The following is a 20,895-nucleotide window of genomic DNA, read 5'->3' as shown; positions in this document are numbered from 1 at the left end:
ATCATCCCCGCCAAGCTACCCCACATTCACCCGCCGTCCCCGGTTCCACAGCAGAAGCGGCAGGCCGGAGAGCAGCGCCCGCACCGCCTCCTCGCTCTGGTGCAAACCGTTGAGCGAAACGCGCGGCAAGGCGTGGAGATGGTGCGCATGCGCGTCGAAGAGATGGCCCGGCCGCGTCGTCACGGCGCTCGCGAACCCCGCCTTCCCCGCCATCTTGAATTCGCGGGGTCCCGCCGAACCGGGATCGCCGACCGGGTAGGCGAAATGGCGGATGGGGATGCCGAGCTCCGCCTCGAGCCGCGCCTTGCTCTCGACGATCTCGCTGCGGGCGACCTCGGCCTCGTGTTTCGCCAGCATCGGGTGACTGAGCGTATGGGCACCGATCGTCACGCCGGGCGCGCCCGAGACAGCGCGCAGCGTCTCCCAGGGCAGGCAATCGCGCTCAGTGAGCGCAGCGGCATCGACGCCCGCCTGTTGCGCCAGGGCGGAAATCGCAGAGAGCAGAATCGCTTCCGGCTGTTTGCGCAGACGCCAGTAGAGCGCGGTGAAGGCGTGCAGCTTCTCAGTGTCGGTTTCGGTGCGAGCGGCAAAGCCGCCATCGGGCAGCTCCACCGCGATGCACGGCAGGACGCGGATCGCCTCCTCCAGCTCCAGCCACCAGAGCCGTGCGCTGCGGTCGGCGAAGCCGGGCGTCACGAACAGCGTCCAGGGCGCCTCATGCTTCGCCAGCACCGGCCAGGCATGGTCGAGATTGTCGCGATAGCCGTCGTCGAAGGTCAGCGCGACGAAGAAACGGCTCTGCCTGTTGCTGGTCAGGCGCGCCACAGCCTCATCGAGCGAGACGACGTCATAACCCTCGCCCCTGATCAGCGTCAGGGTCAGGTCGAGAAACTCCGGCGTGATCTCCAGCAGGCGGTTGGGCTGGAATCCCGCGGGAGAAGCCGGCCGGACATGGTGCAAAGTCAGGATCACGCCCGCGCCTTGCGCAAAGCCCCTGCCCCAGCGATCCGCGCGCGTCAGCGCGATCGCCTTGAACACGGCCGAGAAGGCTTTGTGGCGCAGGTTCATCGCTTATCCCTCGAGCATTCTCGCGTTCCTCCGAATCGCGGGAATGCTCTACTTCCTTGTCTCATCGCATCGTCTTCACGCGAACCGGTGTCCACTTTGCTCGAAAATGCTCTAGAGCCGGATGATTTCACACGGGATCACAAAGTGATCCCGTGTGAAATCTGAATCCGTCTCTCATCAAAGAGTTAGAGCCGGATCGATTGCGAAAAACCGCTTCCCACTTTTTCGCATCCTGCTCTAGCAACCGCTCGGTAACGCTGTTCACCGATCTCGCGGCCAGCTCACGCGAGCTTGACCGGACTGTTCACAATAGCGGGTTAAAAGGGCGCATCATTTGCCCGCAGAGGCCGCTTGAGCATGTCCGCACTCGCCGAACGCCCTTCGGCCCTGTCTCTCACGGAGAACCACAGCGCGCTTGGCGCCCGGCCCTGGCGCTCGCTCGCGGTCTCCTCCGATATCGCCGCGATCGAAGCCGATTGGCGCGCGCTGGAGGCGCATGCGCTGGTGACGCCCTATCAGGCCTATGGCTGGGTGCAGCCCTTCACCGAGACGGTCGGAGCGGCCCATGGCATGGATTTCCGCTATGCCGTGCTGCGCGACGCGCTGGCCCAGCCGATCGCGATCCTGCCGCTGGTCATCATGCGCCGCAACGGCATCCGCTTCGCCGAATTCATCGGCGGCAAGCACGCCAATTATCATATGGGCCTCTACGCGCCCGATTTTGCCGCAGCCCTCGATGCCGAAACGACGCGCCGGATGCTCGACGAGATCGGGGCGGCGATCGGCGGGCTCGACGCTTTCGTCTTCGTCAACCAGCCGACGCTGTGGCAGGGCGTGGCGAACCCGACGGCCCGGCTCGCAGCCGGGCCGAGCCCGAGCGGCGCCTATAAGCTCGCGCTCACGCCAGGCGATTCCGACGGTGCGCTGCGGCGCGCCATGAGCAGCCACGCGCATAAGAAGCTCAAGAACAAGCGCAACCGCTTCGCCAGCTTCGGCGCGTCGCGACTGGTCAAGGCGGAGAGCCAGGGCGAGATCGCCAGCGTGATCGACGCCTTCCTGATCCAGAAGGCCGCGCGCTTCAGGGCCATGGGCGTGCCCGATCCTTTCGCCGATCCGGCGATGCGCTCCTTCCTGCAGCGCGCCGCCGCGACGGGCGGCGCGGTCGCGCCTGCGCTCGAACTCTATTCGCTCGATGTCGAGGGCCATTCGGTCGCGACCTATGTCGGCGCGGTACAGGGCCAGCGCTTCTCCGGGATGGCGACCTCCTTCGACATGGACAGCGAGATCGCCAAGACCAGCCCCGGCGAGATCCTGCTGGTCGATCTGATCAAGCTGAAAGGCCATGCCGGCATCAGCGTCTTCGATCTCGGCGTCGGCGAAGCGCGCTACAAGACGACGATCTGCGACGATCGCGACGAACTGGTCGACACCTTCCTGCCGCTCACAATGAAGGGACGCGCCTTCGCCAGCGTGGCCCGGGCCAAGCGCGCGCTCAAGCGCCGGGTCAAAAGCTCGCCGATGCTGCTGAAACTGGCGCAGCGCGCCTCGGGCTGGCTGAACCGGGGCCGCAGCGCCAGCGAGGAATAGGCCTCAGGCCGGTTCCTCGTCATGCTGGCGCATCATCGCCATCGCCCCGGCGAAGTTGACGGGCGGCGCGTCGAGCACGAGCGCAACCGGCGCCTTCGTCAGATCCGAGAGGCGATAGGCCGCCTCGACCGCGTGGCCGTTGCCGACCTGGCCGGCCATGACCAGCCCGCCCTGGGCGCGCCCGGCGATCGGCGCCAGAACGGCGCTGTCATCGCTTGAGGCTGCCGCCACCAGCACCCAGTCATAGGTCTCGCAGAGCGCATCCAGCGCGACCTCGACAAGGTGAGGTGCCGCCAGCACCGCGTCGCGGCCGGCATGGCCGGGCCCGATGCGATGCAGCCGCGAGCCCTCGGCGCGCGTGATGATATCGGAGAACAGCGCCTCGCCGGCGAGCAGCTCCGAGAAGCCGGGCTGGCTGAGATCCTCGTCGACGACGAGATCGACGATGATGCAGCGGCAGCGCTGGGACAACAGTTCGGCCAGGTCGCGGGCCGTCGTCGCGCCGTCACCGCCGCCATCCAGCACCACGACCATCGGGGCCATGCCGCGCGGCGGCTCGTCGATCCGCTCGGCGAGATCGGCCAGCGTCTCTTCCGGCCGCTCGAGGTCGAGCGTGATCTGGCCGAGCCGGCCGCCATGGGTGAGCAGCCCCGCGACGCGCTCGCGACGCGGATCGGTGCGAGCGGTCGTGCCGCCGCCGACCCAACCCGGAGCGCGCTGCGGCTTGCCGGACGGCGCACCGGCCTGCCCGCTGAGCAATTCGCGCGAGGCGACCGCGGCCAGCGCGATCATGAAGGTCGCCAGCGTCGCCACAACCATGGTCGGGATCTTCTTGGGGAAGGACGGCTCGGTCGGCTCCACGGCGCGCGAGATGATGCGGGCATCGGCCGGTGCAGCGTTCTGGGTGTCGCGCGCCATCGCCTCGCGGTAGCGCTGCATATACTGCTCGAGCTGGTCGCGCAGCGTGCGGGCCTCGCGCTCCAGGGCGCGCAGCTGCACCTCGCTGTCATTGGCGCTGGAAACGTTCTTCTTCTGGCCATCGAGGGCGGCGGTGAAGCTCTCGACACGCTGGCCGGCGATCTTGGCCTCGTTCTCAAGGGTGCGTACGGCACGCTCGGAGGCAGCACGGAGCTGACCCTCGAGATCGGCAAGCTGGGCGTTCAATTCCTTGATCCGCGGATGCTCGGAGAGAAGGTTGCGCGATTCGAGCGCGATCTGGGCGCGCAGGTTGACGCGCTGCTCGATCAGGCGGCGCACCAGTTCGTTATTTGCGACATCGGGAATTTCGAAGGTACGCCCCTGCTTGATCGCGTCGCGGATCAGGCCGGCCTTGGCTTGCGCCTCGGCCTGCTGGCTGCGGGCGGCAGAAAGCTGAGCCGAGAGGTCGGTGAGCTGCTGGGAGGTGATCGTGGTGTTGTTGGCGCCAACCAGCAGGCCATTGCGGGAGCGGTATTCCTCGACCTTGGCCTCGGCCTCGGCAAGGCGTTTGCGCAAGGGCTCGATCGTGGTCGAGAGCCAGGAGGAGGCGCTGCGCGCCGTGTCCTGCTTCGCCGCCTCCTGCGTCTCCAGATAGGTGCTGGCGATCGTATTGGCCCCCTTGGCCGCGAGCTCGGGATCGCGCGAAGTGAACTCGACCGAGACGATGCGCGAGCGACCGACGGGATAGACCAGCAAGCGGTCATAATATTTCTCGAGGACGCGCTCTTCCGGCGACCGATCGGCCGGATGGCCGCCGATTCCGATCATCACGCCGATCTTCTTCAGCGCGCTCAGCGCGCCTGCGCCCGCATCGAACTCGGAATTGCCGACAAGGCCGATGCGCTTGATCGCCTCGCGCGCCAGGTCACGCGACATGATGACCTGGACCTGGCTCTGCACGCCTTCGCTGTCGAATTGCTGGCCCGAGCTCTCGCCGGTGCTCTGCCCCGGCCGCGTATAGAAGCTGTCGCGGTTCTCCAGAAGGATGCGTGCCTCGCCGGTGTAGCGGGCAGGGACGAGGTTGACCGCGACGAAGGACAGGCCGAGCGCCGCCACCGTCGGGGCGATGATCCAGAGCTTGCGATGCTTGATCGCCGCCCACAGCGCCGGCAGATCGAGCATGTCGCCGCGCGCCTCGCCGGCATCACGCCCATAGTTTTCGGTTCGTGCCTGGCTTTCGGCTCGCGCTTGGCTCTCGGTCTGAGCGGTCATGACGCTTCCCTTCACGGACACTTCGCGGCGCTCTGGAGAGAACGCGATCACCATCAAAGCTCAGTAAGGTTAGTGCCGAGTTAAAGCCGGCAACTGGCAGACAGACCTTGTTCATCATCAGATTTTCTTAACCATATCAGCCTAATCCTGACCTCAGTTTCCGCATGGGTATCGCTCGCGATGAGTCGCCATCTCGTCCCTCTCGTTCTGGCCGTCGCCATGACCGCGACCGCTTGCACACCACGCTATGTCGACGCCGATTACGCCGTCGCCCAGCCGAGCGGCCCTTATCGGCTCGCCAGTGGCGACCGCCTCCGCATCATCGTCTTTGGGCAGGATAATCTCTCGAACATCTACGCGGTCGACGGCGCTGGCCGCATCTCGATGCCATTGATCGATACGATCGAGGCGCAAGGGCACACCACCCAGCAGCTCGAAAAGGCGATCGAGGGCCGGCTGCGGCGCGGCTATCTGCGCGAGCCCAAGGTTTCGGTCGAGGTCGACACCTACCGCCCGTTCTTCGTTCTGGGCGAAGTCTCCAATTCCGGCCAGTTTCCTTACGTCAACGGCATGACGGTGCAGACGGCGGTCGCAATCGCCGGCGGCTTCACGCCGCGCGGGCAACGCACCTCGGCCGAGGTGACGCGGCAGGTCGACGGCCAGTTGATCACCGCGACGGTGCCGATCACCTATTCCGTCCAGCCGGGCGATACGATCGTCATCAAGGAACGCTGGTTCTGATCCGTCCGGAGCGCTTCCGATGACGGACAGCCCGCAGGCGCAGCCGCTGCGTATTCTCCACGTCTTCCGCGCGCCGCTCGGCGGCCTGTTTCGGCATGTGCTCGATCTCGCGCGCGGCCAGGTCGAGCGCGGGCACCATGTCGGCATCTTCTGCGACGCCACCACGGGCGGCGCCCGCGCCGACGAGGTCTTCCGCGAGCTCTCGCCCCAGCTTTCGCTCGGCGTGACCCGCGTGCCGATGTCGCGCTATCCGAGCTTGGCCGACGCGAAGGCGCAGATGAGCGAGATCTCGATCCGCAAGGCGCTGAGGCCCGACATCGTCCATTGCCACGGTTCGAAGGGCGGCGTGTATGGGCGCATTCCCGCCCTATTCAGCCCGGGCCGGAACTATGCCACGGCCTATACGCCCCATGGCGGCAGCTTCAACTACAAGCCCGGCGGGACCGAGCATAAGATCTATATGGCCGTCGAGCGATTGCTCGAAGGCGCGACCGATATGTTCCTGTTCGAGAGCCGCTTCATCGCCGGGCGCTTCGAAGCCTATGTCGGGCACATGCCGCGAACCGACCACCGCATCGTGCTGAACGGCATCTCCGAGGCCGAGTTCGAGCCGATCGACCATTCCCAGGCGGCGTTCGACCTCCTCTATCTCGGTGAATTGCGCTCGGCCAAAGGCGTCGACACGCTGATCGACGCGCTTGCTTTGCTGAAGAGCCAGCACGCGCTGACGCCGCGCATCCTGATCGTCGGCTCGGGGCCGGACGAGGCCGAGCTGCGCAAGATGACGATCGATCGCGGCATCGCAGAGCAATGCGTCTTCGAGCCGCCGGGACCGATCCGTAGGGCGCTCTCAAAAGCCCGTGTAATGGTGATCCCGTCGCGGGCGGAATCGCTGCCCTATGTCATCCTGGAGGCGGCAGCCGCGGCCCAGCCCTTGATCTCGACCGATGTCGGCGGCATCAACGAAATCTACGGCCCACGCCACAGGCACCGCTTGATCCCCGCCAACGATCCAGTCGTCCTCGCCGATGCGATCAAGGCGATACTCACCACCCCCGATACCGAGCGACAGGCGCAAGCTGCGGATCTCGCCGGGCATGTGCGCGAAAATTTCTCTCTCGACGCCATGGTCGACGGCGTTATCGCCGCCTATCGCGACGCGATGGCCGCCCGCGTCACAGCAGCTTGAGCGCCACGACGCCGGCAATGACGAGCGCGATCCCGGCCCAACCGGAGGGGCGGATGCGCTGGCCGAAGGCGAGCATGCCGACGATCGCGGTGATCACCAACCCGGCCCCACCCCAGACGGCATAGGCGACGGACAGGTCCATGCCCTTGATCGCCTGAGCCAGGGCCGCGAAGGCGCCGACCACCAGCAGGATGCCGACGCCGCCGGCGAGCCAGCGCTTCATGCCGTCGGAGAGCTTGAGCAGATAGGTGCCGGAGACTTCGAGCAGGACCGCCAGCGCCAGCCAGGCGATCGCGAGGCCTTGCGGCAGAAGAGGGGCGGTCATGCCAGCCTCCCCTCAAACTCCTCCGCCTCGCCGCCGACGCCACGCTCGAGCAGCACGATGCCAGTGATGATGGCGCAGAGCGCCACGATCCGCGTCGGCGTGAGGTGCTCGCCGAAGAGCAGATGCCCGGCGGCGGCGATGCCGACGATGCCGAGCCCCTCCCAGACCGCATAGGCGACGGCCAGCGGAATGACGCGCAGCGCCACGCTCAGCAGAGTGAAGGACAGGCCGATCAGGATGAGCGGCAGGAGGGTGACCATGAACGGCGCCGAGACGACCGACTTCAACGCGGCCGTCGCGACGATCTCGACGGCGATGGCCGCGAGCAGAACCAACCAATGAAAAGACATGTTGCACACGGGCGAAGCCGGCGCTGGACGTCGCGGGGGCGACGCAAGGCAGCTAGGCAAAAGTTCGAGTTTTGAAAGACGGTATCCGGATTGAAAGCCTTCAGCGGGAACACCGCGAAAGCAGCACAGCGGCATCGCGACAACGGCCGAAAGCCGTTCTCATAATCCGCTCAGAAATGTGCTTCTCAGACACTCATCGCGGTCAGATATGCCCGCAACGTTGCTTTTTGTCAACTTAAAATAACTTTTCAAGGACAAAAACCATAGAAAACAGCAGCCCAAGTCCCGGATTAATACCTTGACGGGCCAAGCGAAAATCGCCCTTTTCGATTTCGCGTTTTTGTGGGGCTCAAAACCGCCGGAACGGAGCTTGCCGACGCGGCGTTTCCAGCCAAATTCCTTGCGAATCCTCCGCAAGAACCACGGGTCCGATTAAGCCTTCCGTGAACATTTTCCGCTAGACGCAAGGTAAGAAGACCGGAAGCCTCGGCTTGCCGGCCGGACCGGGATGGCTTGTCATGGGCGCTTTTGATGTTCGCGATCTGATCAAGGTCGACGCGGCCACGGCTGCGACCTCCGAGATGTTCGGCCCCTCCAAGAGCGGCGCGACGCGCGCCTTCCACCCGCTGGCCGAGCGCATCGCCGCGATGCCGGTCAAGCCGACGCTCTCGCCCGTGATGATCGAGGGCTTCGTCCGGCTCTTCGACGTGCTGGCCGTCTTCGGCGTGGGCGGGCTGGTCTACTGGCTCTATGTGGCGGGCAATATCGACAACGCCCTGCCCTACCAGATCACGATTCCGGCGCTGGCGATCGGGGCGCTCGCCTCCTTTCAGGCGCTGCAGCTCTACCATGTCGGCGCGCTCAGAAATTTCGTCGCCATGGCGGTCAGGCTCGCGACCGGCTGGACAACCTTGTTCATGATCGCGCTGGCGGCCTTCTTCTTCCTCAAGATCGGCGACCAGGTCTCACGCATCTGGCTGGTCGGGTTCTATGCTGGCGGCCTTGCCGCGCTGCTCGGCGAGCGGCTGGTCGTGACGCTGAGCGTGCGCCAGCTCACGCGTTCGGGCCGGCTGGAGCGGCGCACGGCGATCGTCGGCGGCGGCGAAGCGGGCGAGGCGCTGATCCACGCGCTGGAAGCGCAGCGGGACACCGGCTTGCGCGTCTGCGGCGTCTTCGACGACCGCAATGACGACCGTTCGCCCGATCTCGTTGCCGGCTATCCCAAGCTCGGCACGATCGACGATCTCGTCGAATTCGCGCGCCGCACCAAGCTCGACCTGGTGATCTTCACCCTGCCGATCTCGGCCGAGGCGCGGCTGCTCACCATGCTGCGCAAGCTCTGGGTGCTGCCGATCGACATCCGCCTCTCCGCGCATATGTCGAAGCTCCGGTTCCGGCCGCGCTCCTATTCCTATATCGGCGCCGTGCCCGTGCTCGACGTGTTCGACCGGCCGATCGCCGACTGGGACATCGTCGTCAAATTCGTCTTCGACAAGATCGTCGGCACGCTCGCCCTGATCGCGCTCTCGCCGGTGATGCTCGCGACCGCAATCGCGATCAAACTCGATTCGAAGGGGCCGGTTCTGTTCAGGCAGAAGCGCTACGGCTTCAACAACGAGCTGATCGAAGTCCTCAAATTCCGCTCGCTCTACCATGAGATGAGCGATTTCGCCGCCGCCAAGCAGGTCACCAAGGACGATCCGCGCGTCACCCGCGTCGGCCGCTTCATCCGCAAGACCTCGATCGACGAGTTGCCACAGCTCATCAACGTCATCCTGAAGGGCGATCTCTCACTGGTGGGGCCGCGCCCGCATGCGATCCACGCCACCGCCTCGAACCGCGCCTATGAGCAGGTCGTCGACGGCTACTTCGCCCGCCACAAGGTCAAGCCCGGCATCACTGGCTGGGCCCAGGTCAACGGCTGGCGCGGCGAGACCGACACCGAGGACAAGATTCAGCGCCGCGTCGAGCACGACCTCTATTACATCGAGAACTGGTCGGTGCTGCTCGACCTCTACATCCTGGTGAAGACGCCGCTCTCGCTGCTGACCAAGAACGAGAACGCCTATTGAGCGCGCTCGCCGATCGCGCCGGGACTGCTGCTGGCCGTAGCGGCGGCCTGCGGATTTCCTATGCCGCGATCAAGCGCGGCGCGCTCTGGCTGCTGACTGCGTCGAGCGGCTTCGCATTGATCGAGCCCTCGCCCTACGAAGTGATTTTCCTGCTGGCCGTCTTCGCCTTCACGCTGACGGGCATCCGCTTCTCGCAGAAGCTGGTGCCCTTCCTGAGCCTGCTGCTGCTCTACAATATCGGCGGCGCGTTCTCGCTCATTCCCTGGATGGACGAGCCGACTTCGGTGCGCTTCACCGCAGTCTCGGTCTATCTGATGATCACTGCGATCTTCCTGGCCGCCATCATGACCGACGATACCATCGCGCGGCTGGAGACGCTGCGGCGCGGCTATCTCTTCGCCGCCTGGTGCGCCGGACTTGCCGGCACTCTCGGCTATTTCGACATTGCGGGCCTTGGCGACGTCTTCACGCTCTATGGCCGCGCCTCGGGCACGTTCAAGGACCCGAACGTGCTCGGCCCCTTCCTGGTGCTGCCAATCATCTTCGCCCTGCAACATGTCCTGATTGGCCGGCTCGGGCTGATGCGCGGCTTCCTGGTCATGAGCGTGCCGCTTCTCGCCTTGTTCCTGTCGTTCTCGCGCGGCGCCTGGGGCAATCTCGCCGCCTCGGCCGTGCTGATGGTGCTGTTGACCTTCCTGACCTCACCCAGCGCTTCACGGCGCATGCGCATTGTCTTCCTGACCGCCGCAGCACTCGTTCTCGTGGTGATGGCGTTGCTCATCGCATTGTCCTTCGAGGACATCCGTAGCGTCTTCGAGGTCCGCGCCAGCCTGGACCAGAGCTACGACCAGGGTGTCACCGGGCGCTTCGGCAGCCAATTGCGCTCGATCCCGCTGCTACTCGGCGAGCCCAACGGCTTCGGGCCGCTGCGGTTTCGCTGGATCTTCCCTGAGGATCCGCACAACGTCTACATCAACGCCTTCGCCTCCTATGGCTGGCTCGGCGGCTGCGCCTGGCTCGCCCTGATGGTGGCGACCTGCTATGTCGGCTGGGCGCTCGTGTTCAGGCGTACCCCCTGGCAGAACCACGCCATCGCGCTCTGGTCAGTGCTGTTCATCACGATCCTGCAAGGCGTGCAGATCGACACAGACCACTGGCGCCATCTCTATCTGATGCTCGGGCTAATCTGGGGGCTGGCGGCGCTGCCGACGCCGAATCCCGATGCATCGCGAGCGCGCGCCGCTCAGACCCTGTCCTTGCGCACCACGACATAGGCGTAGGTCGTCACGAAATCCCAGCCGGTCTTCGCCGCCAGCGCGTTGAAGACATGGTCGGCCTGCTTCAGCCCGGGCATGCGGTCGAAATAGCCGTGCCCCCAGAAGTGCTGGATATGGACGTCGCGGAAGCCGGCGCGGTTCAGCATCGGCCCGAGCTGACGCTTGCTGCCCCGGCACCAGTCGTAAAAGGCCGGGAATTTCGGATCGCCGCCGCCATCACGCCGCGCCGGATAAAGCGCGTGCACGATCGCACGCGAGAGCTTCTCGGGCAGGATGTGGTTGATCGCGAAAACCGGCGCCCACAGCGTCGGGAAGAAGGCGAGCGCGACGCCGCCCGGCGCCAGCAGGGCATGGATGTTGGTCCAGGCGCGCTCGACGTCATGGACATGCTCGAAGACCATGCGCGAGACCATGAGGTCATAGCCGCCGCGCGTGACATCCGGCTCGGAGAGATCGCCGGCAATGTCGAATCGCGCCGTCCTGAGGCCGGCCGGCGTCAGCGCCAGCTCGCCCGCATCGATGTCGTTGACGATGAGGTCGATGCCGTGGCGCGCCGCCTGGGCGGTCGAGAACAGCGGATCGCGCCCGCCGCCGATCTCGCAGACACGGCGCAGGCCGAACTGACGGGAAAGATCGAGAATCGTCGATTCGTAATGGTCCCAGGCCCATTGCGAATGCCAGTCCGGGGCGAGATCGCGGAAGAAGCTCTCGATCGAGCCCAGCGGCTTCGCAGGGGCCGGCACGGAGACCTTGCTCCGCTCCACTGTGGCTGTCGCCAGTGACATGGTCATCTCCGCCCGAAGGACCCCCGTCCCAGCGATACGATGCGGAAACAGGCCCCGGCCCGCAACCAAAGCCTTAATCGAGGGTTAACAGCCACCCCGCCGCCACGTCTCGCTTCGGGGCAATCAAACGCTCCTTTCACGGAGTCACCGACAATGTGTCGAAGCGCATTGCATCCACGGCAACGCGACACTATAAGCCGAGCCGTCGGAGCGTAGCGCAGCCCGGTTAGCGCACTTGTCTGGGGGACAAGGGGTCGGAGGTTCGAATCCTCTCGCTCCGACCATTTTTCTCTACTGTCGATGAAATCGCAGCCGACCGCCGCCCTGCGCGCTATCGGCCAGATCGCCTGCCAGGCGGCCACTCCCCAAGCTTCGCGACAGAGAGACCGGCAGGATGGCGCTGGGCGCTTCTGCTCCCCCCAGCTCGCTCATCTTGTCTCTGAAACGCACCCTTATTCCGGACAAACCGCATAAGCGGTGATTCCAAGGACACCGGGAATCGCCTGAGCGCCGCGATGCCCCAGCCCAGGCGGCAACACCCAGCCGGGATCGCGCCTACGGCATAATGACGTTGACCTTGCGCTCGGCCTGGGCGCTCAGGGAGGCCGGCGTGCTGACGAACTCGGGCACGATCTTGAATTTCGGCATCGCCCGGCCGGAGAATTCGGTCAGGAGCTTGATGCGTTCGCGATCCCGGCTCGACACCAGCCGCGTTCCCTGCAGATCGTCGAAATCCGCCAATCGCCGCGAGGTCCTGCCGCCGGCGTAGACCAGCACCTTGTTCGGCAGGACAACGATGTCACCGCGGCGCAAGGTCGGATCGGTGAGATACCAGTCGGGATTGCTGACGGGGTCGATCGAGACCTGCAGATACCGCTTGGAATCGCCGTCATCGTCCATCGAGACGCGCGGGATCTTCGGTTTCGATGTCGGCTTCTTCGTCGGCCGGATCGTCATCTCCAGCGGCGCAATCTCTTGCCGCTGCGGAACAGGGGCGCCGAACAGCATTTCGAGCAAGCCGGCCTGCGCCTGCGACGCCGTGAGTGCAGACAAGGCCGAGACCAGGCCAATCAACAGAGACCGAGCACGCAACTGCATTGAACGGACACCGAGGTTGCTTGAATCTGAAATGTTTCACCTGTCGCCTTCTTGTTGAGGCGAGGTAATCACTCATACCGAACTTGGTCAGCCAGCGCCAGCCGTCTCGGCGTGATTGGTTAAACTAAATGCATATTTCACAGTACGTCTTGAGCAAATGCTCTCAGAATAGACAAACGCCGAGCCTTCAACCGCGGACTTCCAGCGCGACCATGCATAATCCGCCTCCCGCGGCCCAAGGCGCGCCAATCGACTATGGTTCCCTTTCAGCGGCCTCCAACGGCAAATCTGCTTACCTGGCGGCGCTGGCCGGCAAGTTATCCACAAGCCCGGCTAATCTTCCTTGCGTTCGCCCCAGCTCTACCCCAACGTCAGCGCTGTCGCGTGGCCGGTGATGTACTCATGCATGCTTTCTCGCGTTCGGTGGAAAATCAGGTCTCGAGTCAGAGCGCCATCCTGCTGCGGGCGCTTGTCGTGATCGTCTTCGCCACGATCATCATCCTGCCATTGCTCGATTGATCGCCCGGCGGCTTATCGCCCGGTGCCTTATCGCCCGGAGCCTTGCCGAGCATGCGGATAATCCCGGCTCGTATCCGCCCCATTTCACGCGTAGGCTGCCTGTGACGGACGCGACGTGACATAGGGGAAGAAGCAATGGCAGGGGAAGATCGCGGACCACGCGCCTGGCACGACGTGCACAGCGTTCAGGAAGCACCGCGCGAAAAGCAGAAATCGAGCGGGCGGATCGCGGCCGAGGAGGCTGCCTCCCGCAAGAAGATCGAGGCGCTGAAGGCACTCAGGCTGGCGAAGCAGGCGGCCGAGCCGCCGGCTCCTCCTGTCGTGAAGGCCAAGCCCGCCAAGCGCAAGGCTACCGCAGAGGCGTGAGCACCCACTCTGGATCAGGCTAGAGGTTGTTATGGACTCTGGGGTTGATTTGACGCCGGTGATTTTGCGCGAATGCCAGGAGTTCGAGGACGCAAACCTTCCGGTTTGCTACGAAGAACGACGCCGCAGTCGCGCAAAAGCGCCGCGCCCTGCGGGTGAGGTGAAAACGGCGGAGCTGCAGCGTCGCATCGCTTGCCGATACCGATGGTATCGCCCGCGCAATGCTCCTCCCATCTCCACCGTTTTGACCTCATCAAATCCGCCCCAGAGGCCCTAACAACCTCCTGAATCTCAAGCCTGATCCAGCCAGCCCCGCAGCAGGCCGACATCGCCTTGCGACAGGCCATGGCCCGTCGGCAAGATGCGGTGGTCGACCAGCGCTCCGCCTGCAGACAGGGTTTGCGCCAGGCGCTCCGCATCCTCGGCTGGAATGATCGGATCGAGCGCACCCGACAGGATCAGAACCCGCTTGCCGGCGAGATCGGCTTTGGGCGGCTTCCGGAAAGGCGACATGGCGCGAACCAGCGCAGCTCCGGCCAGAACCTCCGGGCGCAGCAGCAAGAGGCTGGCCGCAATGTTGGCGCCATTGGAGAAGCCGAGCGCAACCGGCGCCGGCAGATCGTAGCGCTTGCGGGCTTCCGCGACGAAATCCGCCAGCTCATGCGTGCGCGCGGTGAGGTCGGCCTCGTCGAAGACGCCCTCCGCCAAGCGCCGGAAGAAGCGCGGCATCGCCCCTTCCAAGACCTTGCCGCGCGGCGAGAGCAGGCTCGCGCCGGGCGCGACCATGCGCCCGAGCGGCAGCAGGTCGTGCTCATTGCCGCCTGTGCCATGGAGCAGCAGCAGCGGCGGGCGCGATGCCTCAGTGCCCGGCTCGAAGACGTGAATGAAATCCGTGGTCGCGACAGCGTCCATCATGGTTCTCCTATTTGTAAGCGGCGTGGCCCGCCCTGCCCGGCTCGAAAGCCAGGCAGGGCGGCATGGTGTCAGCCGAGTTGCCTGCCCGGCTCGAAAGCCAGGCAGGGCGGCATGATGCCAGCCGAGTTGCCTGCCCGGCTCGAAGGCCCGGCAGGGCGGTGCGATCTCAGCCGAGTTCCGGCAGCAGCGCCTCGATGCGCGCCCGCTGCGTCTCGAGCCCGGCGGGGAGCTTCAGCGCCTGGCCGAGCGTCGCCGCCGGTTCGTCGACGGCAAAGCCTGGCGCATCGGTCGCGATCTCGAAGAGAACGCGACCGGGCTCGCGGAAGTAGACGGAGCGGAAATAGTTCCGGTCCCGCTGCTCGGTCGTGCGGATGCCATGGTTCTCCGCGAGGCGGCGCACCATTTCCTCCTGCGCTGCATCGTCTGCGGCGCGGAAGGCGACATGGTGGACCGAGCCTGCACCCTGCCGGGCCGGCAGGAAGCCGCCGGCGACCCGCAGATCCACGATCGTGCCAAGGGCCGCGCCCTCCGCCCGGTAGCGGATCAGCGTGTCCTCACGCCCGATCTCCTTGAATCCGAGCACGTCGCCCAGGATCGCGGCGGTGGGCGCAGCGTCTTCGAGCAGCAGGCTGACGCTATGGAAACCGCGGATCGCATGTTCGGCTGGAACATCGCCGCCGTCCCAGGCCGCCTCACGCTCGATACCGGGCAGACCGACCAGCGCCAGCCGCATCCCGTCGGGATCGCGGAAGGCCAGCACGCTCTCACCGAAGCGCTTCACCGGCACATCATGGGGCACACCGTGTTCAATGAAGCGATGCGCCCAATAGCCGATCGCGCCTTCGGGAACCCGGAACACCGTCTCCTGCGTCTCGCCGACACCGAGCCTGCCGGGCGCGGCATGCTCCCAGGGGAAGAAGGTCAGGATGGTGCCGGGCGCACCGGCTACATCGCCGTAATAGAGGTGATAGGTGCCGGGATCGTCGAAATTGACGGTCTTCTTGACCAGGCGCAGGCCGAGCACCCGACCATAGAAGTCGAGATTGCGGCGCGCCGGGCCGGAAATCGCGGTGACGTGGTGGATGCCGTTGATCTGCATGATGACAACTCCTCCCAAAACGGGCCGAGGAGCGGGTGCTCCGTTGGCTCCAAAGATTGGTCGGGCGAGCTCAAAGCGCCAGGGCGAATAGATTGCACTGTCGCAATGTCGATCTTGGTATCTCACAATTTGCATTGCGAACCGGCCGGGTCAATCTTTTGGGCAGAGGCCAGCCCGGCCCCATCGGAGATTGCCCCCATGATCGACAACCGCCTCGCTCCCTATGGTGCTCTCGGCCTGCGCATCGCGCTCGGCCTGATGTTCATCGCTCACGCCTATCTCAAGCTCGTGATCTTCACTCCGGCAGGCTTCGCCGGCTTCCTCGGCCAGGTCGGCCTGCCCGCCTTCCTCGCCTGGCCGATCATGCTGGCCGAGCTTTTCGGCGGCCTCGCCATCCTGACCGGCTTCTATGGCCGCTATGTCTCGATCCTGCTGCTGCCGGTCCTGCTCGGTGCCCTGATGGTCCATGCCCCCAATGGCTGGGTCTTCAACGCCCCCAATGGCGGCTGGGAATATCCCGCCTTCCTGGCGCTGGCCGCGCTGGCCCATGGCCTGATCGGCGATGGCGCGCTGGCCCTGAAGCCCGCCCGCCTGAGCTGGAACGGCGCGACCGCCACGGCCTGAGCCACGTTCAAGACGTCTACCCCACGCTCCTTCGCCGTCATCTTGGCCGCAGCGCCTTGATGGCGGCGAAGCCATGTCCGAGAGTGCGCGCATGAACACGACCGCCAAGAATACGACTGCCAAGAATACGGCCGCAAAGACCCTGGCCTGGGACGACTTTCGATTGATCAAGGCGATCGCGGATACGCGCGCGCTACCGGCGGCCGCCACGGTGCTCGGCTTGAACCATTCGACGGTGTTCCGCCGACTCGGGCAGATCGAGGAGGCACTCGGCCTCAAGCTGTTCGAGCGCCATCGCAGCGGCTATGTCGCGACGCCCGCCGGCGACGAGATGGCAACACTCGCCGAGCGTGTCGACGAGGACATCACCGCCTTTGCCCGCCGACTCGCCGGGCAGGAGATCAAGCCCGCCGGCGAATTGCGCGTCACCACCAACGACACGCTGCTGGTCGACCTGCTGACGCCGGTCTTCGCCGCCTTCCTCGGGCAGTGCCCCGATATCCGGCTCGACATCCTGCTCGGCAACCAGGCGCTGAACCTGTCCAAGCGCGACGCGGATGTCGCGATCCGTGCGACCGACAACCCGCCCGAGACCCTCGTCGGCCGCCGTGCCGCCCGCATCGCCTGGGCACTCTATGGCCGCATCGCCGATTTCCCGGAAGCTGCCGATATCTCGATCGAGAGCCTGTGGGCCCGCAACTGGATCTCGCTCGGCGACCAGTTCACGGCGCTGAAGGCTGTGCGCTATCTGAACCAGCATGTCGCGCCGGAGCGTATCGTCTACAAGGTCAACACCGTGCTGGGCCTGGCGGAAGCGGTCGAGGCGGGCATCGGCATCGGCTTTGTGCCCTGCTTCATCGCCGATACGAGACCGGGGCTGACGCGGCTGGCGGCGCCCGACCCGGGCTTTGCCGCCGATCTCTGGCTCCTGACCCATCCCGACCTGCGGCATTCGCCCAGGGTCAGGCTGTTCATGGATTTCATCGCCGGCGAGCTCGGCCGGATGAAACCGCTGATCGAGGGCGACAAGGCGATCTCGCCCCGGCAAGGTTGAGGCCGGGCGGCGTGCCCGCCGCCTCCACCAGGGTTTCATCGATCGCCAGCTGGGTTAGAGCAGTTTCCGACCCAATTAGATCGGAAACTGCTCTAGCTCTTTGTTTTAACGCGTTTTCTTCACGCTAACCGGTATCCACTTCGCTCGAAAACGCTCTGGAGTATCGCCATGGACATGATCATCCCTCTCCTGATCGGCATGACCTTGATCTGGCTGATCGGCCGCGGCACGCCCTGGAACGCCAAGCTCGTGACCTTGGCAGTGACGCTCCTCATCATTGTGCTGATTGTCGCGCTGGAGCGTGGCGGCTATTGGCCCCAGGCCTTCCACAGGCGCTGATCGTTGCACAGGCGCTGATGAGGCCATCAACGCCTGTGCGCTCGCCGGCCCGGGCCGCATCCGTTCAGGAGATGAGCTTCAGGCCGACGATGCCCGCGACGATCAGGCCGATGCAGGCAAGACGCAGCGCGCCCGCCGGCTCGCCCAGGAGGACGATGCCGAGCACGGCCGTGCCGATCGTGCCGACACCGGTCCAGATCGCATAGGCCGTGCCGAGCGGCAGGCTCTTCAGCGCAAGCCCGAGCAGGCCCAGGCTCACCACCATGCTGGCGAGCGTCAGCACGCTGGGAACCAGCCGCGTGAAGCCTTGCGTGTATTTGAGACCAATCGCCCAGCCGACTTCGAACAGGCCCGCGACGAAGAGATAGAGCCAAGCCACAATGGCGCTCCTGTGCAGAAAGGGCGAGGTCGTCCACGCCTGATGATGGGAGAGGCTTTCGCCGAGGTCGTCCTCGGCACCGATCTATAGCGCGGCCTCCGAATATCAAGCCGACGCCACGGCATGGCCTTATGCGCGATAAACACAGCTTCTTTACACGGAGAGGTTGTCGCCCGGCGGCGATGACGTTAGGCCAGCCCGCATTACTGGCTGGGGGCTAAAACATTGAATTTCCGAATTTTCGTGGTGGCCGCGATCGCGGGCGCCCTGGGTGGTTGCGCGACCGTAACGCGCGGCACGACCGATCAAATCACCGTCAACAGCATACCGCCCGAAGCCGAGGCTCGGACATCGCTCGGACATGCCTGTCCGGCGACACCCTGCACCTGGGAGGTCAGCCGCAAAGCCGAGTTCACCGTCAGTTTCAGCAAGCGTGGCTATGAAGACATGCAGATCCCGGTTGCGACACGCGTCGCAGGAGCCGGCGCAGCCGGTTTTGCCGGCAACGTCCTGATCGGCGGACTCGTCGGAATGGGTGTCGATGCGGCCACAGGCTCGACGCTGGAACACTATCCCAGCCCGGTCCTCGCCACATTGGTGCCGTTGCACAAATCCGGCGCTGCGGGTCGCTCCGACAGGCGACGCGGCGCCTCCTCGCACCGCCGCGAAGTCGACAGGCCGCACCCGAAAGAAGAGCCGCCCGTCACCTGATCGACGCTAGAGCATTTTCGAGCGAAGTGGACACCGGTTCGCGTGAAGAAAATGCGATAAAATAATGAGGTAGAGCGCGCGTTAGCCGATCAGGTCGATCCGACCTGATCGGAAACTGCTCCAGCCGCGTCAGGCGCCGTCGGGAACAGGCTGAGGCGCCAGGGCGCTGCGCAGGATGCGCTTGCATTCGCCGAGCTCGGCCAGAACCGCGGCGAGCAGCGTCAGATCGTCGAGGCCTTCGGGCGGGATCGGACGCGAATGCTGGGGCGCGAAGTTCTGGGGCGCGAACGCCTGATGCGGCTCGCCCTCCTGCGGGTAGGCGGCCGTGGCATGGACCGCCCCGGCATCGCCCTGCATCGCTGTCGCTGGCGCGGATGCCCGCTCCGGCCCCGGCGGGCCGACCGGCGCGCCTCGGCCGATGGCCTGGACATGGCGCGGCCCCTGCTCCTTGAGGATGCGCTGCAGCCCCTTGATGGTGTAGCCCTCGCCGTAGAGCAGACGGCGAATGCCCTTCAGCAGCGCGACGTCGTCGGGACGATAATAGCGCCGCCCGCCGCCGCGCTTGAGCGGCTTGATCTGCGTGAAGCGCGTTTCCCAGAAACGCAGCACATGTTGAGGAATATCGAGGTCTTCTGCGACCTCGCTGATCGTCCGGAAGGCATCTGCGCTCTTGGTGTCCATTTCGGCCTCATCGCCGGTGTGGAACTCCAGGCTCACTCGTCTTCGCCCTCACCCAACTGTCCGTTGATGCGCGCCTTCATCACATTCGAAGGCTTGAACACCATAACACGACGCGGCTCGATCGGGACTTCGACTCCCGTCTTCGGATTACGCCCGATTCGCTCGCCCTTGTCTCGCACGACGAAGGATCCGAAAGAGGATAACTTCACGTTCTCGCCGCGCGCGACCGCGTCACAGATTTCGTCCAGCACCGCCTCGACGAGCTTCGACGACTCCGTCCGCGACAGACCGATCTTCTGATAGACAGCCTCGCACAGATCGGCGCGAGTAACCGTTTGCCCCGCCATTCATATCCTCCAAGGCGTTATGTCGGCCAGCGGGCATGCCGCCTGCCCTTCGCCAATATGGATGGCGGACGCTAGGCGTCCCGGCTGCGCCGGTCAATCCTCGAACACCCGCCAACTCACCCAAATTTTGGAAATTTGTTAGAAAAACCAAGTAAATCCGTCATAATTCGACGGGTTTCCTGCGCCGTGCTTCACCACCGGATCAAGGCAGACCCCCAGGTGAAACCGCCACCCATGGCCTCGATCAGGACGAGCTGTCCGCGCTTGATGCGGCCGTCGTGATGCGCCTCGGCAAGCGCCAGCGGAATCGAGGCCGCCGAGGTGTTGCCATGCCGGTCGACGGTGACGACGACGCGCTCATGGCCGATGCCCAGCTTGTGGGCGGTGGCGTCGATGATGCGACGGTTGGCCTGATGCGGCACGAACCAGTCGATATCGGCGCCAGTCAGCCCCGTCTCCTCGAAGGTGTGCCGAACCGTCTCCGCCAGATTGACGACGGCGTGGCGGAAAACCTCCTTGCCCTCCATGCGCAGGAAGCCGACGGTCTTAGTCGAACCCGCGCCGCCATCCACATAGAGCTTGTCCTTGTAGCGGCCATCCGAGCGGATATGGGTCGCCAGCACGCCGCGATCGGCGAGCGTGCCCTCGCCGGGACCTGCCTTCAGCACGACCGCGCCGGCGCCGTCGCCGAAGAGGACGCAAGTGGTGCGGTCCTCCCAGTCGAGGATGCGCGAGAAGGTCTCCGCACCGATGACGAGCGCAGCCTTGGCGGCGCCCGTGGTCAGGAACTTGTCGGCCGTCGCGAGCGCGAAGACGAAGCCCGAGCAGACCGCCTGGAGATCGAAGGCTGCGCCGCCATTGATGCCGAGCGCGGCCTGGATCTGTGTCGCGGTCGCGGGAAAGGTGTGATCGGGCGTCGCGGTCGCGACGATGATCAGATCGATCTCGGAGGCGTCCATGCCGGCGTCGGCGAGCGCAGCCTGCGCCGCCTTCAGGCCCAGCACCGAGGTCGCCTCGTCATCGGCCGCGATATGGCGCTGTCGGATGCCGGTGCGCTGCACGATCCACTCATCGGTCGTGTCGACGCGCTGTGCCAGCTCGGCGTTGGTGACGATGCGTTGCGGCAGATAGGAGCCGCAACCGCACAGAATGGAGCGCAGAATGGACAAGAAAGCTGTT

At 65.2% G+C, this 20,895-nt stretch carries 22 protein-coding genes and 1 tRNA gene; 11 read left to right on the top strand and 12 right to left on the bottom strand.

What is annotated here, in order from left to right:
• Nucleotides 1–15: 15 nt before the first annotated feature.
• Nucleotides 16–1,068 carry a polysaccharide deacetylase family protein gene (locus tag BMZ97_RS01260; RefSeq protein WP_092164683.1) on the bottom strand — a complete coding sequence of 351 codons (1,053 nt, stop codon included), beginning with the start codon at nt 1,066–1,068 and terminating at the stop codon, nt 16–18.
• A gap of 357 nt (nt 1,069–1,425) precedes the next feature.
• On the opposite strand from BMZ97_RS01260, the gene BMZ97_RS01255 reads away from it, so the two are divergent.
• A complete protein-coding gene (locus tag BMZ97_RS01255) occupies nt 1,426–2,655 on the top strand; it encodes a GNAT family N-acetyltransferase (protein ID WP_092164682.1) in 1,230 nt (409 codons plus the stop codon).
• Nucleotides 2,656–2,658: 3 nt separating this feature from the next.
• Here the strand turns inward: BMZ97_RS01255 and BMZ97_RS01250 are convergent, their stop codons facing one another.
• Nucleotides 2,659–4,845 (bottom strand): GumC family protein, encoded by a 2,187-nt coding sequence (locus BMZ97_RS01250; RefSeq protein WP_175525389.1) that lies wholly within the window; start codon nt 4,843–4,845, stop codon nt 2,659–2,661.
• A gap of 219 nt (nt 4,846–5,064) precedes the next feature.
• On the opposite strand from BMZ97_RS01250, the gene BMZ97_RS01245 reads away from it, so the two are divergent.
• Together BMZ97_RS01245 and BMZ97_RS01240 are read left to right on the top strand one after the other, a co-directional pair.
• Nucleotides 5,065–5,586: a polysaccharide biosynthesis/export family protein gene (locus BMZ97_RS01245; RefSeq protein ID WP_244546187.1), complete on the top strand. Its 522-nt coding sequence runs from the start codon at nt 5,065–5,067 to the stop codon at nt 5,584–5,586.
• Between the two features lie 19 nt (nt 5,587–5,605).
• Nucleotides 5,606–6,775 carry a glycosyltransferase gene (locus BMZ97_RS01240; RefSeq protein ID WP_092164679.1) on the top strand — a complete coding sequence of 390 codons (1,170 nt, stop codon included), beginning with the start codon at nt 5,606–5,608 and terminating at the stop codon, nt 6,773–6,775.
• Here the strand turns inward: BMZ97_RS01240 and mdtI are convergent.
• Nucleotides 6,762–7,100, bottom strand: coding sequence for a multidrug/spermidine efflux SMR transporter subunit MdtI (gene mdtI, locus BMZ97_RS01235; protein ID WP_092164677.1), 339 nt, complete (start codon nt 7,098–7,100; stop codon nt 6,762–6,764). The two genes, BMZ97_RS01240 and mdtI, sit on opposite strands and share 14 nt — an antisense overlap.
• Nucleotides 7,097–7,450: a DMT family transporter gene (locus BMZ97_RS01230; protein ID WP_175525388.1), complete on the bottom strand. Its 354-nt coding sequence runs from the start codon at nt 7,448–7,450 to the stop codon at nt 7,097–7,099. Before BMZ97_RS01230 ends, mdtI begins: the two co-directional genes overlap by 4 nt.
• Before the next feature lie 518 nt (nt 7,451–7,968).
• Between BMZ97_RS01230 and BMZ97_RS01225 the strand changes: the two genes are divergently transcribed.
• A complete protein-coding gene (locus BMZ97_RS01225) occupies nt 7,969–9,522 on the top strand; it encodes an undecaprenyl-phosphate glucose phosphotransferase (protein ID WP_092164673.1) in 1,554 nt (517 codons plus the stop codon).
• Nucleotides 9,519–10,796 carry an O-antigen ligase family protein gene (locus BMZ97_RS01220; protein ID WP_092164665.1) on the top strand — a complete coding sequence of 426 codons (1,278 nt, stop codon included), beginning with the start codon at nt 9,519–9,521 and terminating at the stop codon, nt 10,794–10,796. Before BMZ97_RS01225 ends, BMZ97_RS01220 begins: the two co-directional genes overlap by 4 nt.
• Here BMZ97_RS01220 and BMZ97_RS01215 read toward each other — a convergent pair.
• A complete protein-coding gene (locus tag BMZ97_RS01215) occupies nt 10,766–11,584 on the bottom strand; it encodes a class I SAM-dependent methyltransferase (protein WP_175525387.1) in 819 nt (272 codons plus the stop codon). The two genes, BMZ97_RS01220 and BMZ97_RS01215, sit on opposite strands and share 31 nt — an antisense overlap.
• Nucleotides 11,585–11,790: 206 nt before the next feature.
• On the opposite strand from BMZ97_RS01215, the gene BMZ97_RS01210 reads away from it, so the two are divergent.
• Nucleotides 11,791–11,868 (top strand) — tRNA-Pro (locus BMZ97_RS01210).
• A gap of 271 nt (nt 11,869–12,139) precedes the next feature.
• Here BMZ97_RS01210 and BMZ97_RS01205 read toward each other — a convergent pair.
• Entirely contained in the window at nt 12,140–12,637 is a 498-nt protein-coding gene (locus tag BMZ97_RS01205; protein WP_139221126.1) for a hypothetical protein, read from the bottom strand.
• A 699-nt stretch (nt 12,638–13,336) separates the two neighbouring features.
• Here BMZ97_RS01205 and BMZ97_RS01200 point away from each other — a divergent pair.
• Nucleotides 13,337–13,567 (top strand): hypothetical protein, encoded by a 231-nt coding sequence (locus BMZ97_RS01200; protein WP_092164659.1) that lies wholly within the window; start codon nt 13,337–13,339, stop codon nt 13,565–13,567.
• Nucleotides 13,568–13,858: 291 nt separating this feature from the next.
• On the opposite strand, the gene BMZ97_RS01195 is transcribed toward BMZ97_RS01200, so the two are convergent.
• On the bottom strand, nt 13,859–14,479 hold the full coding sequence (locus BMZ97_RS01195; protein WP_092164657.1) for an alpha/beta hydrolase: 621 nt from the start codon (nt 14,477–14,479) through the stop codon (nt 13,859–13,861).
• Nucleotides 14,480–14,648: 169 nt separating this feature from the next.
• Entirely contained in the window at nt 14,649–15,581 is a 933-nt protein-coding gene (locus BMZ97_RS01190) for a ring-cleaving dioxygenase (RefSeq protein WP_092164655.1), read from the bottom strand.
• A 198-nt stretch (nt 15,582–15,779) separates the two neighbouring features.
• Here BMZ97_RS01190 and BMZ97_RS01185 point away from each other — a divergent pair, with 198 nt between their 5' ends.
• From BMZ97_RS01185 to BMZ97_RS31100, 3 genes are all read left to right on the top strand, one after another.
• Nucleotides 15,780–16,205, top strand: a complete 426-nt coding sequence (locus BMZ97_RS01185; RefSeq protein ID WP_092164653.1) for a DoxX family protein — start codon at nt 15,780–15,782, stop codon at nt 16,203–16,205.
• Between the two features lie 91 nt (nt 16,206–16,296).
• Nucleotides 16,297–17,259: a LysR family transcriptional regulator gene (locus tag BMZ97_RS01180; RefSeq protein ID WP_092164651.1), complete on the top strand. Its 963-nt coding sequence runs from the start codon at nt 16,297–16,299 to the stop codon at nt 17,257–17,259.
• Nucleotides 17,260–17,427: 168 nt separating this feature from the next.
• Nucleotides 17,428–17,598 carry a hypothetical protein gene (locus BMZ97_RS31100; RefSeq protein WP_175525386.1) on the top strand — a complete coding sequence of 57 codons (171 nt, stop codon included), beginning with the start codon at nt 17,428–17,430 and terminating at the stop codon, nt 17,596–17,598.
• Nucleotides 17,599–17,662: 64 nt separating this feature from the next.
• On the opposite strand, the gene sugE is transcribed toward BMZ97_RS31100, so the two are convergent.
• On the bottom strand, nt 17,663–17,977 hold the full coding sequence (sugE, locus tag BMZ97_RS01175) for a quaternary ammonium compound efflux SMR transporter SugE (RefSeq protein WP_092164649.1): 315 nt from the start codon (nt 17,975–17,977) through the stop codon (nt 17,663–17,665).
• A gap of 225 nt (nt 17,978–18,202) precedes the next feature.
• Here sugE and BMZ97_RS01170 point away from each other — a divergent pair, with 225 nt between their 5' ends.
• Nucleotides 18,203–18,688, top strand: coding sequence for a translation initiation factor 2 (locus BMZ97_RS01170; RefSeq protein ID WP_244546186.1), 486 nt, complete (start codon nt 18,203–18,205; stop codon nt 18,686–18,688).
• 129 nt (nt 18,689–18,817) lie between these two features.
• Here BMZ97_RS01170 and BMZ97_RS01165 read toward each other — a convergent pair whose 3' ends face one another.
• The 3 genes from BMZ97_RS01165 to BMZ97_RS01155 all read right to left on the bottom strand — a co-directional run bounded on the left by BMZ97_RS01165 (nt 18,818) and on the right by BMZ97_RS01155 (nt 20,885).
• Nucleotides 18,818–19,369, bottom strand: a complete 552-nt coding sequence (locus tag BMZ97_RS01165) for a MerR family transcriptional regulator (RefSeq protein WP_092166466.1) — start codon at nt 19,367–19,369, stop codon at nt 18,818–18,820.
• Nucleotides 19,370–19,401: 32 nt separating this feature from the next.
• Nucleotides 19,402–19,716 carry an integration host factor subunit alpha gene (locus tag BMZ97_RS01160; RefSeq protein WP_069691132.1) on the bottom strand — a complete coding sequence of 105 codons (315 nt, stop codon included), beginning with the start codon at nt 19,714–19,716 and terminating at the stop codon, nt 19,402–19,404.
• Between the two features lie 191 nt (nt 19,717–19,907).
• Nucleotides 19,908–20,885, bottom strand: a complete 978-nt coding sequence (locus BMZ97_RS01155; RefSeq protein WP_092164647.1) for a beta-ketoacyl-ACP synthase III — start codon at nt 20,883–20,885, stop codon at nt 19,908–19,910.
• Nucleotides 20,886–20,895 lie beyond the last annotated feature (10 nt).

Origin of the sequence: Allobosea sp. OK403, from assembly GCF_900113835.1 — a bacterium.
Taxonomy (GTDB): Bacteria; Pseudomonadota; Alphaproteobacteria; order Rhizobiales; family Beijerinckiaceae; genus Allobosea.
The sequence above is the reverse complement of the archived record's forward strand: the minus strand, read 5'-3'. Positions and strand labels throughout refer to the sequence as shown.